Genomic DNA, 18,491 nt, shown 5'->3' on the forward strand with positions numbered 1-18,491 from the left:
CCGATGGCAATGACACGTATCGCTTTGATCTGGGCGACGGCTTTGATCAGATCATCGATCTGGCTGGCCTTGATCGGTTGGAATTCGGTCCCGGCATCGCACCCGAGGACATCGAGGTCGCTGGTGTCAACGACGGCACAATTGCCCTGATCATCTCTGGCACTCAGGATCGGATTCATCTGGTCGATGCGCTCGCCAACGCGTCTCAAGCTATTGAAACGATTGCTTTTGACGATGGAACGGTATGGTCTCACGCTGACCTTATTGCCTTTTCCACGGCGGGCAGCGCAAGTGTCGATCTGATCATCGGTTCTGACCAGGACGATGTGATCGACGGCCTCGCAGGCAGCGATACGATCGTTGGCGGCGCGGGCAACAACACCCTGATTGGGGGCCCGGGCTCTGACGAGTTGATTGGCGGAGATGCCGCCGACGATCTGACTGGCGGACCTGGGGCCGATCTGCTGCGTGGTGGCGATGGTGATGACACCTACCGCTTTGGCATTGGCAGTGGCAACGACACCATTGTCGAAACAGACGGTGTCGACGCGATCCTGATTGATGCGGCACTTACCCCGATGGACTTTACAGTCTTTGCTGCAGGTGACGACCTGCATCTGCGTGTCATCGGCACCGAAGACCGCGTCATCATTGAAGGTGCTCTCATCAACCCCGACGCGGTCGTTGAAGAGACTCGCTTTGACGACGGAACGGTTTGGAGCCATGCGGATCTGGTCGCCCTCGCGGCAGCGCTCGACACCGTTCTAACGGGCACAGATCTGGGCGAGACGCTGACGGGAGACGACGACGCCGAAGCCATTGACGCAGGCGCTGGTGAGGATTCGGTCGATGCCGGCGGCGGCGATGATGCTGTCGAAGGTGGCGCTGACAGTGATGATATTACTGGAGGTACGGGCAACGACACCCTGACCGACGTCTCTGGTGACGAAACCTATCGCTTTGGCTTTGGTGATGGACAGGACTCCATCGAAGACTTTGGCGGAACCGATACCATCGTTCTCGGCGCAGGTATCGCCGAGGCCGATCTGCGCGTCGACCAATCCGGCAGTAATCTGATTCTGAGACTGGTCGGCACAGAGGATCGGATCACGCTGATCGGGGCGTTGGATACCCCCTCCAACCGGATTGAAGAACTTCGCTTCGACAATGGCACCGGTGCAGTCTGGAGTTTCGCCGACATCCTTGCCGCCTCACAAACGCTGGGCGACGGCGCCGAGAATGTGCAGGGGTCTGAACTCGATGACGGATTTGCAGGTGGCCTTGGGGATGACTCCCTCTTTGGCCGAGCGGGAGACGACGACCTCAGCGGCGATGAAGGCGCTGACCTTCTTGAAGGCGGCGAAGGCAACGACACGCTTAATGGCGGAACCGGGCCGGATATCTTGCGGGGCGGTGTCAACGACGACACCTACATCTACAATGCTGGCGATGGTCAGGACATCATCGACGATGCTGACGGCCTCGACCGTATCGAATTCGGGCCGGGCATCGCCCAGGATGACATTTCGGTGCGTAAAACCGCGACCGGGCTCGAGTTGCGCTTTGCCGGATCCGAAGATCGCCTGACCATCGAAAACGCCTTGAGCGGCGTTGGCGCGATTGAGACGATTGCCTTTGATGATGGCTCGTCCTGGGATGCGGCAGAACTGCTGGCCCGTGCGACAACGGGCACGCCGGGAGATGACGATTATATCGGCTCTGATCAGGCGGATTCCCTGATCGGGCTTGAGGGTGATGATAGCCTCAGTGGGCTGGGTGGGGATGATGACCTCGACGGTGGCGCCGACGACGATGACCTCTCGGGCGGCGAAGGGGCCGACACTCTGGAGGGTGGCACCGGCAATGACACGACCTCGGGCGGGTCTGGAGACGACCTTTACATCTTTGTCGCCGGTGACGGTCAGGACGAGATCGACGACATGGGCGACAGCGGCGGGGATGTCCTGCGGATTGAAGGCTATGGCGCCGACGATCTTCGGTTCAGCCAGACGGGCGACGATGCCACCGACCTGACCATCCGGTTCAGCAGCAGCACCGACAAGATTGTGGTGCGCAGCTTCTTTGCTGATGATGGCGCGGGCCGGATCGAACAGGTCCTGTTGGCCGACAGTATGGTCACCCTCTCCGATGCCGAGATCATTGCCCGAATCGCCCCCGATTTGGGGATCGACGGCGACGCCATCTACGGCGACGGCGATGACAACACCCTGACCGGCACTGCTCTCGACGACTACATCGAAGGTGGCGAAGGTGCGGACAGCATTGATGCCGGCGATGGCGACGATATCTTTGGCGATATCATCGCCGATGACGCGGTCGACACCATGTCTGGTGGGGCCGGACGCGACACCTACCGCTATTTGCCGAATTTCGAGATCAGCGCGGACATAGCCGAGGACGTGATCACCGACTTCACGCCCGGGGATACTGGCGATGTAATCCGGCTTGCCTCATCGACACCGAACCCCTTCGTTTCGGGCCGCTTGTCACTGTTACAGGACGGCTTGGACACGACCGTGGTCCTGCGGGCGGATGATGGCTCCAGCCGCTCTGTTCTGCGATTGGAAGGGGTCACTGCCACTGACCTGACAGCGGCCAACTTTGGCGGTGTCGCATTGAGTGGTGACGGTGGCGGCATTCAGGACGATGAAGAAGGCAACACCATCGGTGGCGGCCCGCTGAACGACCTGATCTTTGGCAATGGTGGCGCGGACGAGATCCGGGGCTTTGCCGGTGACGACAGCCTCGCCGGTGGCGCCGATGGTGACCTGATCCTCGGTGGCTTTGGCAACGATCTGATCGCCGGTGAAGCTGGAAACGATGATCTGCAGGGCGGCGCGGGTGACGATATCATCCAAGGCGGCGCTGGCAACGACACCCTGACGGGCGGTGACGGCGATGCCGAGTTCAGCGGCAACGACATATTCGAAGGTGGCGCAGGTGATGACCTGCTGCAAGGTGGCGCGGAAAACGACACCTATGTCTTTGGTGCCAATGATGGCCTCGACAGGTTGACGGACGAAGGCGGCATTGATCGCATCGAGTTTGCGACCGGTATCCTTCCGGCGGACCTTTCGGTTGTCCAAGTCGGCGACAATCTGGAACTGCGTATTCTGGGCGGAACCACGCGGATTCTGCTTGAACGGGCGCAGATCGAAACTGTGGCTTTTGACGACGGGACGGAGTTGAGCCTTGCGGCCATTCAGGCTCTGTCGATGGGGGCAACAGACGGCGACGACGTACTTGCCATCCTTACCGGCACGACGCTCGACGGCCTCGGCGGCAACGATACCCTGATCGGTTCGGACGCGGATGAAACCTTGACGGGCAATCTGGGTGATGACCTCCTGCAGGGCGCTGGCGGCAACGATACCTACCTGTTTAACCTCGGCGACGGTCAGGACCGGATCGATGATCGTGACGGGATCAACGTCGTGCAGTTCGGCCCGGGCATTTCACCTGCCGACGTCTCTATCGTGCGCGGCCAGCCCACCATCATCCTGCAGATCAACGGCACCGGTGACCGGCTGGATCTTGGCTGGGACGCCGACCCGGCCATGTCCATTGGCGAAGTCCGCTTTGACGACAACACCGTATGGACGGCGCAGATGCTCGTCGATATTGCACTGGAATCGACAGAAGCTGATGATGTCATCTTCGGCACTGACGGAGTCGAAGTGCTGGACGGTCTGGGTGGCGATGACCATCTGATCACATTCGGTGAAGACGACGATCTGGCCGGTGGCGCAGGTGTTGACCTGTTGGAAGGCGGCCTTGGCGACGACACTTACCGGTTCAATCTTGGCGACGATCAGGACCGCATCGTCGACGCGGGCGGTGATGCCGATGTGCTGGACCTCGGGCCCGGTATCTCTGTCGCAGACGTGCGTGTCGCCCAAAGCAGTGATGGCAGTGCAATCATCCTAGCCATCGGCGACGATGGCGACCGAGTGCGCATTGACGATGCGCTGACCACCGGAAGGATCGAGACCGTCCGGTTCGACGATGGCACGGAATGGACAGTTGGCGATCTCATCGCGGCGGTTCCGACCGTCCTGGATGACTTCCTCTTTGGTGATGCCTCGGACAACGATCTCGCTGGTGGACTGGGAGACGACCGTGTTTCAGGAGCGGAAGGGGATGACACCTATCGCTTTGCCGCAGGCGATGGCCGCGACATCCTGCGCGATGAAGCCACCTCTGCCGCAGATGTGCTCCGCATCACCGGATACGATGTCGGCGACATTCGCTTCAAACAACTTGGAACTGACAGCCCCGACGTTGTCCTGCAATTCTCGGGCAGTGATGATCAGATCATAATTGTCGACGGGCTCAGCACCAATGGGCGCGGCATTGAACAGGTCATTCTGGAGGATGACGGCACCACTTTCACCATCGCCGATATTCAGGCACAGCTCGTCGCCGCACAAGCGACCGACGGCGGAGAAATCATCCTCGGATCGGACGGCGACGACGATCTGACTGGTGGACCAGGCAGTGACCTGATCATCGGTGGCAATGGCAACGATATCTACCGATATGCCGCAGGCGACGGCGACGACCGGATCGACGCGTTGGGCAACGGCGACAGCGAAGTCCGCCTGCTGGACTACACGCGCGATGACCTTTTCTCGGTCATGCGCGGCGGACCGGAAAGTGACGATCTGGTCCTGATCTTCAACGCGGGCTTTGCAGACCGACTGGTTCTGGTCGATGCGTTGGGCAGTGTGAACGGATTCCGCGGATCGCTGAACCTGCGTTTTGCTGACAACACCGTTTGGACTCGGGCCGAGATGCGATCCGAGGCGCTCGATGGTGTCCAGAGCGACGGCAGCGACAATGTGTTTGGCTTTGCTGGTGATGATATCTTCAACCTGTCCTTGGGCAATGACGTTGCCTTTGGTGGTGATGGTAGCGACCGTTTCCTCTTCGAATTGGGCGATGGGCACGACACCATCGAGGACGCGCGCGCTGACCTCGGCGATGTCGATGTGCTCGAGCTGATCGGTTTTGATACATCCGAAGTCACAGTGAGCCGCCTCTTCCGCGGCAGCGAGTCGATCCTGCTCGAGTTTGCAGGCAACGAGGAAGACAGCGTTACTCTGATCGATGCGCTGGCCGAGGACGGACGCGGGGTCGAACAGATCCGCTTTGACGACAATGCCGTCTGGTTGCGGGACACCCTGCTGACCTTGCTGGACAACAATGCACCTGTCGCCAACGAAGACGGGTTCTTTGCGGTTACATCCGGCGAGGCTCTGACCATCGAGTTGCGCGATGTGCTGGGCAACGACTTTGATGCTGACAATGACCCGCTGCGGCTCATTGCCGTGGATGGAAGTCCGGACGCCGTTGCCTTCATCAACGGGGATGGCAATATCCAATTCACCTCAGCGGCCGGGTTCGTCGGTTCCACGACGATTAGCTACCGCATCACTGATGATCGGAACGCCTTTGGCGATGGCTTGATCAACGTCAATGTTCGCCCCGTTGCCGAGGCGCTGGATGATGACGGTTTTGCCGTGGCCGAAGACGATTTCCTGACCATCCGGGTCGAGCGCCTGCTGTCAAACGACATCGATGGCGATCGGATGATCGTAGGTCAGGTCTTTGACGCGATTGGAGGCACCGTCGCCCTGTCGTCAGGTGGCGATATCGGGTTTACTCCGTTTGCCGACTATGTCGGACCGGCACAGTTCACCTATGCGGCCAATACGCCCGAAGGCGGGCGGGCCGAGGCGAATGTCTATATCGACGTCACCTCGGTCAATGACGCGCCCGTGGCAGTCAACGATTCCGGGTTCACAGTTGATGAGGGCCAGACTTTTGTCCTCAGCCCGGCGCAGTTGCTGGAAAACGACAGCGACATCGATGGCGATATTCTGACGTTGCAATCAGTGACCTCAAGCGCCGAATTGTTCGCCACGATAGATGGCGACGGCAATATTGTCGTCACGCCGGCGGACGACTTCTTTGGCACAGCGACCTTCGACTATACGGTCGCCGACCCCTCTGGTGAGGTTTCCACCGGAACGGTGACCGTCGTCATCAACCCGGTGAATGATGCGCCAGATGCCACCGATGACCGGTTCGAACTGACTCAGGCGGGTGGTCCGATTCTGGAAGACAATCCGATCATCCTTAGCCTCGCGCGCCTGACAGCCAATGATTTCGATCGCGAGGGCGATTTGCTGCAGCTGACCAACGTGGGCAACACTGTGAACGGTCGGGCGACTTTGCTAGACAACCAGACCGTCCTGTTCGAACCGAACGCGAATTTCTTTGGCGAGGCCAGCTTTGTCTACCGTGTTGATGACGGACAAGGCGGGTCCGATATTGCCACCGCGACAATCGTCTACCAGCCGGTCAATGACCGCCCAGTCGTGCGCGACGACAACTATGGCAACGATGCCTTCGCGAATGTCCTTCGCGGCACGCAGAACACGCCTCTGGTCATTCCGATCATCGAACTACTGAAGAACGACACCGATATCGAAGGTTTCGCCGTCTCCTTCGAGAATGCGACGGGCGGGATCAACGGAGACGTTGTGCGCGATGGCGACAGCCTGATCTTTACCCCCGACGATGGCTTCTTCGGAGAGGCCACCTTCGGCTACTCGGCGACCGACAACGAAGGATTGGTGGATGGCGGTGTCGTCACTATGTTCTTTGAGCCGACCTCGATGGCGCCACCCGAGGCCGAGCCGGACCTGTTCCTTGTTGCCGAGGACATCCCGACGGTCATCCGTCTCGACACGCTTCTCGGCAACGACACCGACGTGGACGGCACCGAAGGCCTGCAAGTCGTCGGCTACCGGTTGCTGAACGGGCTGGGCGATGTCTTCAAGTTCGGCGGAAAGGCCGCCGGGCCGCTCAACGGAATGCTCGAGTTGAACCAGGATGGCGACCTCCTGTTCACGCCCAACATCGATGCCAACTTCTCGTCCGGCTTTGTCTACCTGCTGCAGGATGCATCAGGGGCGACGGATGAAGGCTTTGTCGACATTGACATCGTTCCGTCCAATGACGACCCGACGGTCGAAGATGATCCGGGTTTTGTAACACCGTTCGAGGTGCCACTTGTCATCCGCGCCGACGATCTGGTCTTTAACGACTGGGACATCGAACAGGCCGACCAGGACCTCGATGGTATCCGGGACGATGATCTGGATGACCCTAATCGGGATCGGCCCACCTTTGTTGGTGTCGATGCGATCTATGATCCGGTGGAGCTCGCTCAGGGCTATCGGATCGAGGTTGGCTCGTTCGAGATGATCACCTTCCGGGACACTGAATTCATGGTGGCCCGGTTTGACCCGGGCTTCACCGGTCCGGTCACGATCCAGTACCGCATCGCCGATGAGGAAGGCCTTGAGGATGTCGGATTTGCCTATGCCGTTGTAGCCGATTTCTACGGGCAGGAACTGACGGGCACGCCGTTCATCGACTACATTGAAGGGAACGAGCTGGACGAGACGATCTTTGGCTACCGGTCCGACGATCATATCGTGGCGCAAGGGGGCAATGACACGATCCTGGCAAGCCTCGGCGACGACCTGATCGAGGCCGGAGATGGTGACGATCTGGTCGATGGTGGCGATGGAGCCGACGAAATTCGCGGCGGTGACGGGTTTGACACCGTTGTCTTCACCGGGTCAAACATCGGCGTTCGCGCTGATTTAACCACGCTGATCGGACAGGGCGGCTTTGCGCAGGGCGACCGGTATTTCAATGTCGAAGCGTTCATCGGCACCGAATTCCGCGACATTCTCGGCGGTGACGACCAGAACAATCGTCTTGCCGGACATGACGGCCGGGACGAACTGCTTGGCCGTGTGGGCGAAGACACTCTCGAAGGTGGGGACGGCGACGATCTCCTCGAAGGGGGAGCCGGGGCCGACACCTTGGACGGTGGCGATGGCGCTGATACCGCAAACTATTTCAACTCTGCCGAGGCAGTCGATGTTTCGCTCGCTAACGGTACGGCGTCCGGTGGTCAGGCCACAGGCGACACCCTGATCAGCATAGAGAACCTGATTGGCACCGACTTCGCCGACCGTTTGGAAGGCGACGACGGAAACAACCGCCTCGAGGGTGGCCGCGAGGCAGATAGCCTCTTTGGCGGCCTTGGCGACGACACCTTGATTGGCGGGCGCGGTGGCGATGACCTGCAAGGTGGTGGGGGTATCGACGTCGTTGAATACACCCTGTCAAACGACGGCATCGATATCGACATCGCAGCGGGCACCGCATCCGGCGGTGACGCCGAAGGCGACACGTTCGACGGTATCGAAATCATTTTTGCAAGCTTCCAGGACGACACCCTGCGTGGCGACGAAGGCGACAACCATTTCCGCGGCAGCCGCGGTGCCGACCTGATTGATGGCCGTGATGGCTTTGACACTGCCGATTATGAATTCGCCGACGAGGCCGTGACTGTCGACCTGGATCTTGGCCAAGGTCTCGCTGGTGAAGCGCTTGGCGATCAACTGATCTCGATCGAAAAGCTCATCGGGTCATCTTTTGGCGACACCTTTATCGGGTCCGTTGCAACCGATGTCTTTGATGGTGGCTTTGGCAACGATCTTCTCAAAGGCGGATTTGGGTCGGACGACTACCTCTTCGGCCTCGACAGCTCAGAGGATACAATCGAAGAACTGGGCGATGGGGGCGATATCGACCGGCTGGTCCTTGCATCAGAGCTGACGACCAAGGATCTGTCTTTCCTTCGCCTCGGTGACGATCTGTTCATCGAATTCGAACGCGACGACGGGTTCCTGATCGATACGGTGACGGTGACCGACCACTTCCTGGGTGCCGAAACCGGTTTGGAACAGATCGTATTCGGCGATAGCACCATCTGGGGTGTGACCGAGATCGAAGACCGCCTGCGCGAAGGTCGGTTCAATGCAGCTAACGACGTGTTCCGCTTCGGCATCGAAGACGAAGTGGCGATCATCGATCCGGTCGATCTGTTGCGCAACGATGCCGAGGCGGGCGTTGATCAGCTTGAACTGATCTCTGTTCAGTCCTCGCAATCCGGCACGGTCGAGATCAACGGCGACGGAATGATCGAGTTCCTCGGAGCTCAGGACTTCAACGGTGATGCCTTCTTCACATACACCGTGCGTGACCCGCTGGGTCGCGAATCCACAGCCCGGGTTGAGGTGAATTTGTCGGCGGTCAACGACGCGCCCGTCGCCAATGACGACCCGCTCGTTTACGGGGTCGAGGACGTACCGCTGCGCATCCGCATCGAGAATCTTCTGGCCAACGACTACGACGTGGACGGCGACGCGGCCATGGAAGGGCTGCGTATTGTATCCGCTCAGCCGCTGACCAACCTCGATGGCGACGAGTTGCGCCCCTACAAGGACCGGGATTACGACGGGGCGGCCACGGATGCGGCTTGGACGATCTCGGGTCAGTATATCGAGCTCTTGTCGAGACCTGATTTCTTTGGCTTTGCCGGGTTCCGGTACGTGCTGGAGGACAACGACGGCGCGCAAGATACAGCAGACGTCGAAATCTACTTCGCACCGGTGAACGACGCGCCACGCATTCGCGAACGCGCCGTGTCAGCGAAGCTGGAGGAAACGACAACCTTCACCGTCGATCAGCTGATGTCGAAGGTCTACGACATTGAAGGCGACAGTTTCGAGTTTGTCGGTCTGCACATCGCCGCGGATGGCAACGCCACCCAAAACGGAATTGAAAACTTCGACCCCGATACCGGCATCATCGAATTCACGCCGTTCTTCCTGGGGGCCGCAAGCATCGCCTTTGATGTGATTGACGAGCGTGGCGCCGAGGCGACGCTAGAATTCATGATCAATGTCCGGCCACAAAATCTGGAACCCAATGCGCGCGATGACTACGGCATCCGGATGCTTCAAGAAGAGGTAATCCTGATCGATCCGGCCACAATCCTCGCAAACGACACCGATCCGGACGACGATCCGCTCTTCTTCGAAAGCGTGTACCGCTTTGCCGAGAACGGAAAGGTCCGGGTGACCGATGACGGCATGATCGAATTCGCTGTTAAGGAGAACTTCAACGGTCAGGCGAGCTTTGAATACACCATCAATGATGGCCGCGGCCTGACCGACACGGCGAACGTCTACATAACGGTTCTTCCGCGTAACACGGCGCCTGAACTGCGCAATGACGTTGTCCGTGGCCTGGAAGACGGTCCGCAATACGTGATCCCCGCCGAAGCCTTCGGCAATGACCTCGATCTCGAAGGTGACGTGATCTTCTTTGAAGAAACGGTTCAACTGGGTGTGCTCACAAACCGTTACATTTCAGAGGATTACACCACTTCCGCCAAATCGTCGAACAACAGCGAGCTGCCCGAGTGGCTGTCCTTCGACGAGGCATCGATGACCTTTGAAGGCGATGTGCCAGCCGGCGCGACCGACCCGATTGAGGTGATTGTGTTCCTCGTCGATCCCGCAAGCGACGGCATCTATCCAACCAGGTTCACCTTTGATCCAACCAACGCAGGCGACGTCGCAGCGCTGTCCAATGGAGTTTCGGTCGAAGATACTGTGCTGGAGGGTTTCGAGCTACGGTCTGACTTTGCCCAGTCCTTTGAAGGTACAGATGACGACATCGCAGTCTTTGACATCTCCGCTGGCGGGTTCAGCGCCAGCAAGATCGGCGGACGCCCCCTGCCCTCTTGGCTCAGCTTTGATGAGGCCAGCCGAGAGCTTGGATTTTCTGATTTTGAGATTGACGACACCGACGGTTTGGCCCGTTTGCAGATTGTCTTTACACCCGACGACAAACCAGGCCTGCCGGACGACACGTACTATGCCTCGCATGAAGGTTTCACCATCGAGTTTGTCGTTGATCCGCAAGAACCGTTTGATGAGGCGATCAACGACGTCCTCGCCGGAATTCCGGGACTTGAAGCCGGAGACGTGTTTGGCATCGATCTGTCGAACGCTGCGAGCATCACAGTCAGGCGCGAAAGTGGTGCACCACTGGACAACTGGTTGAACTTTGACGCCGAGACACTGACCTTCTCCGGGCGGCCACCGTCGAACTATGTGGGCACCGTTCCGGTGCGCTTGGATATCGAAGCAGGCAACGGATTGCCCGCGTTCTCAATCATCACCGAAGTTGTGGTGGATGAGACGTTTACAGTCTCGGAAGACGACAATATCTCGGTCTTTGATCTGCCCGAGCGTATCAACCTGACCACGCCCTCCGATTTCAATGGCGCTGTGGCCTTCACCTACACTGCCAACGACGAAAAGGGGGCGGTGTCTGATCCGGCCGTCATCGTCTTCAACGTGCTGGCCCAGCGGGAACGTCCGGTGGCCGAAACCGACGAGTTCGACCTGTTCGAGAACGGCAATGTAACGTTCACCATTGCAGACCTGCTGGCCAATGACCGTGACGACGACGGGGATCCGCTGCGTGTCGTGGAACTGGGCGACAGCCTGAATGGGGCCGTTGATGTCGCCTTGGGCGTCGTTTCGGTGGCCACGCCGACCGCGTTGACGCCGCTAGCCGGGGGCACATGGACGGCCACGCTGGCGGATGGCAGCGTGCTGCCCGACTGGATCAGTGTTGACGAAACATCCGGCGCATTGGAGGCTACGGTACCGCTGGATGCGCTGGGTGAGTTGGAGATCACCTTCACCAATTCAGACGGCACAACAACGCAGTCCGAAACCCAGACCTTTGCCTTTGACGGCAACGCCGATGCGACCGTCACGTTCACACCTGACGCTGGCTTTGCCGGTGAAGTCGCCGTGACCTACACGATCACAGACGACAGCGAGGGTGCGGCCGATGGAACAGTCCTCTTCGATGTCGCGTCGCTTCTCGATCCGCCCATTGCGGTGACCGACAAGTTCAACGTTTTCGAAGACAGCTTCATTACGATCACACCGTCTCAGCTTTTGGCCAACGATCTTGATGTCGATGGCGACCCGATCCGCTTCCTTGGGATCAGCGTCGACAGCGCCCAAAACGGAACGGTGGCGTTCGACGGGACGAATATCACCTTCACGCCAACGCCTGATTTCGCGGGGCAGGCACTGTTCACTTACTCGGTCACTGATGACCGACATGGCGACAGCACCGGCACGGTCGCGCTGAATGTAGTAAGCACCAACCAGCGGCCCGAGGCCGTCACCGACCGGTTTGACACTGTCGAAGACACGCCGTTCGAATTCACCATTGCCGATCTCTTGGCGAACGATACTGACGCCGATGGCGACACGCTTGAATTCGTGTCGATCCAGTCGGAAATCCAAGACGGCCGTATCATCGAACTGCCCGACGGACGCTATCAGTTTGTGCCGGACGAAAACGTCAACGGTGAGTTCAGCTTTGGATACACGATCACCGATGGCCGCCTGCGCGACACAGGCCGAATCACGTTCGACGTCGAGGCCGTTAATGACGCCCCGATCGCCAACACCGACGGGTTCTTTATCGGCAACCAGGACGAACCTTTCGTCATCGACTTTGCCGACCTCCTGTTCAATGACCGGGATGTCGAAGGCGATGCATTCTCGATCGTCGAAGTCTTCGACGGAGACAACGGCACCGTATTCCAAGACGGCCAAACTGCCGTCTTCCAGGGCCGCGAAGGGTACTTTGGCGACGGTGGATTTAACTACCGTGTGACTGATGAATTTGGCGCCACAAGCATCGGCTACGCCACCGTTCTGGTGCTGCCGCTCTTTGAGGTGCCGGTGGCAGTGTCTGATGCGAGCTATGAGATGCTCGAGGACACCTTCATTGACCTCGACCCGCTCGAGTTGATGGCCAATGACGATATCCCACTGGGTTCCGAGGTCATATTCCTTGGTCTCGAGGCACCCTTTGGCAGCCCCGCCACGGTCGAAGAACTCGACAGCGGCCTCTTCCGCGTCACGACAGAGCAAGATTACTTCGGCACCTTCCGCCTGACTTACGCGCTCACCAATGAGACCGGATTTGAAGTGCCGACAACGGTCGAAATTGAAGTGCTGGCCGTCAGCGACGCACCCGTGGCCCTGGATGATGAACTGCTGCTGCAAGAGGACGAGGTTCTCACGATCTTCACCTCGCAGTTGACCGCGAACGACTATGACGTCGACCGCGACGCGATCGTCATCACCCGCATCCTCGAAATGGACAACGTTACTGCCACGCTCAGCGAAGATGGAACGATCACCATCGTCGGCGACGAGAACTTCAATGGCATCGGCGGCTTTGGCTACGAACTCAAGGACAGTTCGGGCATCGCGACCTCGGCCTATGTCACCGTGACCAGCGAAGCTGTGAACGATGCGCCTGTCATCATGCTGACTGCACTCGAGGGCACCGAAGATACGCCATTGATGGTCACCATCGCGGATGATCAGATCACTGACGAAGATGGTGACGCGCTGGTCATCGAGTTCCGGGGACCCGACGGCGCAGAACTGCCGTCCTGGCTGAGCTATGATCCCGAAAGCCGCACGCTTTCCGGCACGCCACCGCAGGATTTCAACGGCGATGTGGTATTGGAACTCTCAGCGTCGGACGGTCAGATTGAAACGCTGCAAGCGGTCACTCTGGCGATTGCACCAGTCAATGACGCCCCGGTCGCGAACGTTCTGGAAATGACACTGACCGAGGATGACGACCCGCAAGTGGTTGATCTGTTGGCTGAGGCCAGTGATGTCGACGGCGACGTCCTTTCTGTGTCAGGGGGATTGGCGCGGGCATCCGACGCAGGCGGGATCGTGGGCTTTGCAACGATCAATGGCAATGAAGCCCAAATCGTGCCGGGTCTGTTTAATGATCTCGGAGCGGGTGAAACCGCCATCGTTGAACTGGAATACGCTGTGTTTGACGGCGATATTCTGACCAACGCTTTGGCGCGCTTCACGGTTCTTGGCGCGAATGATCTGCCAAACCTCGTGGTTGGTGAGGCGTTTGACGTTGCCGAGAACGAAACGGCCGTCACCACGCTTTCGGCGACGGACGCGGAAGGGGACACGGTCAGCTTTGTCCTCGTGGATGGCGGCGCCGACAATGCCCTCTTCACCCTTGACGCGGTGACTGGCGCATTGAGCTTTACCAACGCGCCCGACTTTGAGGTGCCGTTCGGCGACGATAACCTCTACGAGGTCCGCGTCGGTGCCTTCGACGGGACTGACACAACGACCCGCGACATTGTGGTGACTGTAACGGACGTCGACGAAGGCGTTGCACCCGAGGTCTTGGCCATTGCACTGACAGCGTCGGAAGAGGATGCCGCGCTGACGGTTGACCTGTTGGCCGGGGCGACAGACGCGGATGATGATCCGCTCTCCGTGACTGGAGCAGTTTTGACCTCCTCTGACGGGCGTGACCTGACGGGCATCGCCGCAGTTCTGGGCAGTGACCTGCAACTTGATCCCGGCGCGTTCGACGACCTGGCCGGCGGGGAAAGCGTGGATGTGACCGTCAGCTTCGGCGTGTTCGACGGGACCAGTACAACCCCGAACACCGCCACGGTCGTAATCAACGGTATCAACGACGCGCCTGAGGTGTTTGACGCTGAGACCAGCACGGATGAGGATACGCCTATTGTTGATTTCTCTCTGGCCATCAATGCCAGTGACGTTGACGGCGATGCGCTGACTTTTGCCCTCAAGGACAACGCCTTGAACGGCAACGTGGGCATCGCGCCCGATGGCAAGATGAGTTTCTTCCCGGATGCTGATTTCAATGGTGAGACGTCCTTTACCTACACAGTTTCTGACGGAAACGGTGGTGTGAGCGAGGCGACGTTCACCGTGACGGTCGACCCGGTCAACGACGCACCGGAACTGGGTGAGGCGGAGTATGCGTTTGATGTGGCAGAAAACACGACCGAGGTCGGGACTGTCAGCGCCACGGATGTGGACAACGAAAGCGGAGACCTCACGTTCTCGATCATTGGCGGCGCCGACGGTGCACTCTTTGATATCGATCAGACCACCGGCGCATTGACGTTCCAGACCGCGCCGGACTTCGAAGCCTTTGCGGATTCCGATGGCGACAACACCTACGGAGTGCAGGTCGAGGTCAGCGACGGCCTTCTGACTGACGATGCGTTTGTGTTTGTGTCGGTGACGGATGAGGATGAGGATGAAGGTCCGGACCTGATCGAGGTTCTCGGCACCAACGACCGCGACCGGCTTATTGGCTCGGATGCGGATGAGATCATCAACGGTCTTGACGGTTCTGACCAGTATTACGGTCTGGGCGGGGCGGACACGTTTGTGTTTGCCTCCAATGGCCTGCGTGAGCGCGAGACGATCCTCGACTTTGAAGCCGGGTTGGACAGCATCCTGCTCGATTCAGAGTATGCCGTGCGCTTCACGTCGCGCTATGCGGCGATTACGACCGATGATGATGGGGACCAGATCCTTGTTTACGGTGACGCGACAACAGTGGAAGATTTGAACATAACACTGGTTTCAGATACGCTGCTTTGAGACGGGTGGTTTTAATTTAACGAGTAGGTCCAAGGGGATAACATCCAGGACCGAGATACTAGGGGAAGTGAAATGAACAAGAACTTTTTAGGCACCTGTGCTGCGGCCCTGCTGCTGGGCACGAGTGCCGCACACGCCGCGCCGATCGATTTTGTTGGCCTGGGATTTGTGGAAACGACACCTGTTTACGAAGGGTCGGGCGGCGTTTTCTATGATGATTTCTTCCCGCTTCTGAGCAACGATTCTCTGAGTCCACTGGTATTGGATGATTTTGCGGGTTCAGGGGTCTCTTTTTTGTTCGATGGAACCGGCTTTGATGATTTCGTGACGGTCAGCTACGAGTCTGTAAGCGACTTTGAGCGCTTCGACATCGTTGCCAGCGGTGACAATGAGACGGATACGCTTGAATTTCTACTGTCGCGGAACCTATCGAATCTGACGAACGGGAAAACGGGTCTTGGGGCAAACGCAATCATGCGCCTCTCGTCGGGTGACTTTAATTTCAGCAACTTGGCACCTCTGGATTTCTTTGCAGACAAAGCATTCAACGGGGTGGATGCTTATGACGTCACCTTCTCAATAACCGCGCTGGACTCGCCATTGGCACCGATCCCTCTGCCAGCCACTTTGCCACTCGTCCTCGCAGGCATGGGCGGTCTATTCATCGTGGGAAGACGTCGCCCCAAAAGGGCCTAGTCCCCACCAACAGGCTCATAATCCACAAAGAAGTTAGCTGTCAGGCGGCCCAGCCTCGGGTCGCCGACAAGGGCGTCGGGATGGTCAATAATGCCGCTGTGCAAGGTGAAGCTGCGATAGGCAACGACCCGATTGAAACGCGCGTTCACAAAGCTTGTGCGCGTGTATCCCGGAGTGTCCTGATCGGGATAGGCATGGGCAGCCTGCAATCGTGCGATATCGGCGCTGCGGGCTTTGGAATAGCTGGCACGGTTCTCGGGGCTGATCTGCTCAAACCCGGTCGCGTCCTGGCGGAAAAAGGCGGTGCCCCCGAACGTCGCATCACATAAGTAATGCAGGATCGCGACTCTGTTTGCCATTGCCACATCGATATGCGGCACACGCTGCATCTCGGCCAAATCGGCGGGCTTTCGCGTGACCATCGAGAAAGAGCACATGAAATCTCCAAGCTTTGCAGGATCTGGGATCAGCTTGTCCCGGATCGGGCCGTCCAGTCGTCTGAGGATGGATTGAACATAGCCGCGCGGCAATCCTGCCCGTTGTCCCGGATAGCCGCCGGGCGGCAAGTCGGTCCATTCGGACTTGGCGGCGTGATCGACCAACTCTGTCGGATCGGTCAGAAAGTCATCGATCACCAGCATCGGCTCGGCGCTCTGACCGATCGATCTGACTTCGATGTTCAGGTTAGGCGATATTTCAAAGGACTCCATGGGCCGACGATGCCGCATCTCATCCAGAAATACGAGGTTTTCGTGATGGCCCAATGGATTTCTCCCTGTTAGCGTGGGAGTATGAGTGAAAGACAGACCAGTCCGATGCGCGTTGCAATAGTGGGCGGAGGAACCGCAGGCTGGATGGCGGCGGCCGCCTTGTCGAAGTATTTCGGTGATCAATTGGCCGTGACCCTGATCGAGTCCGAGGCCATCGGCACCATCGGTGTGGGGGAGGCGACAATCCCTCAGATCCGCCTGTTCAATAGCGGTCTCGGCATCGACGAGCGGGAGTTTCTGCGCGAAACATCCGCCACGATCAAGCTGGGGATCAAGTTCATCGGCTGGCACCGCGAGGGGCACAGCTACTTCCACAGTTTCGGTGATGTGGGGCGCAAGATCGGAACCTTGCCGTTCTACCAATACTGGCTGCGCTACCATCAGGAGGGCGGGGAGCTCGACCTCGAGGCGTTCAGTCCTGGCACCCTTGCAGCCAAACACGGCCTTTACGGACCGGGAAAAACGAGCGCGCGCATGCCTGCGTCGGCCTATCATTTTGATGCCTCCAAATACGCAGGTTTCCTGCGGCGGTATGCCGAGGAGCGCGGCACACAGCGGATCGAAGGCATCGTTGAGGGCTGGGACCAGCACCCGGAGAGCGGCCATATCACCCGGTTGCATCTGGACCGGGAAAGAGCGGTCGAGACGGATTTGATTCTTGATTGCACAGGCATGCGGGCGCTTTTGATCGGCCAAGCGCTAGGTGTGGCCTATGAGGATTGGTCTCATTGGTTGCCCTGTGACCGGGCCTGGGCGGTGCCGTCCGAAGGCAATGGCAGGCTTGACCCGTTCACGCGCTCCACGGCCCGGGAGGCGGGCTGGCAATGGCAAATCCCGCTGCAACACCGCACCGGGAACGGGCACGTCTTTTCCCAGTCGCACATCAGCGAAGAGCGGGCCGCGGACCAATTGATGGCCAACCTGCCCGGCGCAGCCTTGGCGGATCCGCGACTCATAAAGTTCCAAACCGGGCGGCGGGCCAAATTCTGGGATAAAAACGTCGTCGCGATCGGTCTCTCCAGCGGGTTCCTTGAACCATTGGAATCGACGTCGATCCACCTGATCCAATCCGGCATCGCCCGGATTGTGTCACTGTTCCCGGATCGGAGCTTTGCCGCGTCGCAACAGGAGGAATACAACGCTCAGATGGCCTTCGAATTCAGGGCAATCCGGGATTTCCTCATTTTGCACTACAACTCGACCCAGCGCGACACGTCCGAATTCTGGAATTATTGTCGCACGATGCCGCTCCCCGACAGTCTGTCGCAGAAGTTGGATCTCTTTGACGCAACAGGTCAGATCGTCCGCTTCAATACGGAACTGTTCGACATAGCGAGCTGGTTGCAGGTGATGTGGGGCCAGGGCCGACGACCAAAGCATTTCCACCCAATGGTGCGCGCTGTCCCGACCGAGGACTTGGGCCGCTACATTTCCCTGAATGCACAGGAAACACAGGCGCAGATCGGCGCGTTGGGACCTCACGAAGCCTATATAAGACGCATGTGCGCGCCTGGAAAAGCAAGCGTGAGACCCGGCTGAACAGACATGT

General features: G+C 58.8%; 4 protein-coding genes (1 of these 4 cut by a window edge). 3 read left to right on the top strand and 1 reads right to left on the bottom strand.

The genetic code is table 11. The features are described 5' to 3' along the window. Both O3306_RS13600 and O3306_RS13605 read left to right on the top strand, forming a co-directional pair. Positions 1-15,476, top strand: partial view of a tandem-95 repeat protein gene (locus O3306_RS13600; protein ID WP_272008230.1) — the 3' portion only. 15,025 nt of this gene lie to the left of the window's left edge; the window shows 15,476 of its 30,501 coding nt (coding positions 15,026-30,501); the start codon falls outside the window, past its left edge; it ends in the stop codon at positions 15,474-15,476. Positions 15,477-15,548: 72 nt separating this feature from the next. Continuing rightward, on the top strand, positions 15,549-16,172 hold the full coding sequence (locus O3306_RS13605) for a VPLPA-CTERM sorting domain-containing protein (protein WP_272008232.1): 624 nt from the start codon (positions 15,549-15,551) through the stop codon (positions 16,170-16,172). Here the strand turns inward: O3306_RS13605 and O3306_RS13610 are convergent. After that, on the bottom strand, positions 16,169-16,936 hold the full coding sequence (locus tag O3306_RS13610) for a DUF6445 family protein (RefSeq protein WP_272008235.1): 768 nt from the start codon (positions 16,934-16,936) through the stop codon (positions 16,169-16,171). The two genes, O3306_RS13605 and O3306_RS13610, sit on opposite strands and share 4 nt — an antisense overlap. A gap of 27 nt (positions 16,937-16,963) precedes the next feature. Here O3306_RS13610 and O3306_RS13615 point away from each other — a divergent pair, with 27 nt between their 5' ends. Beyond that, positions 16,964-18,481 carry a tryptophan halogenase family protein gene (locus O3306_RS13615; protein ID WP_272008237.1) on the top strand — a complete coding sequence of 506 codons (1,518 nt, stop codon included), beginning with the start codon at positions 16,964-16,966 and terminating at the stop codon, positions 18,479-18,481. Positions 18,482-18,491 lie beyond the last annotated feature (10 nt).

The organism is Roseovarius sp. ZX-A-9 (genome assembly GCF_028369135.1).
Taxonomy (GTDB): domain Bacteria; phylum Pseudomonadota; class Alphaproteobacteria; order Rhodobacterales; family Rhodobacteraceae; genus Roseovarius.

Coding starts and splice junctions, on each gene's coding strand:
- O3306_RS13605 (WP_272008232.1), top strand. CDS start 15,549: ATGAACAAGAACTTTTTAGGCACCTGTGCTGCGGCCCTGCTGCTGGGC.
- O3306_RS13615 (WP_272008237.1), top strand. CDS start 16,964: ATGAGTGAAAGACAGACCAGTCCGATGCGCGTTGCAATAGTGGGCGGA.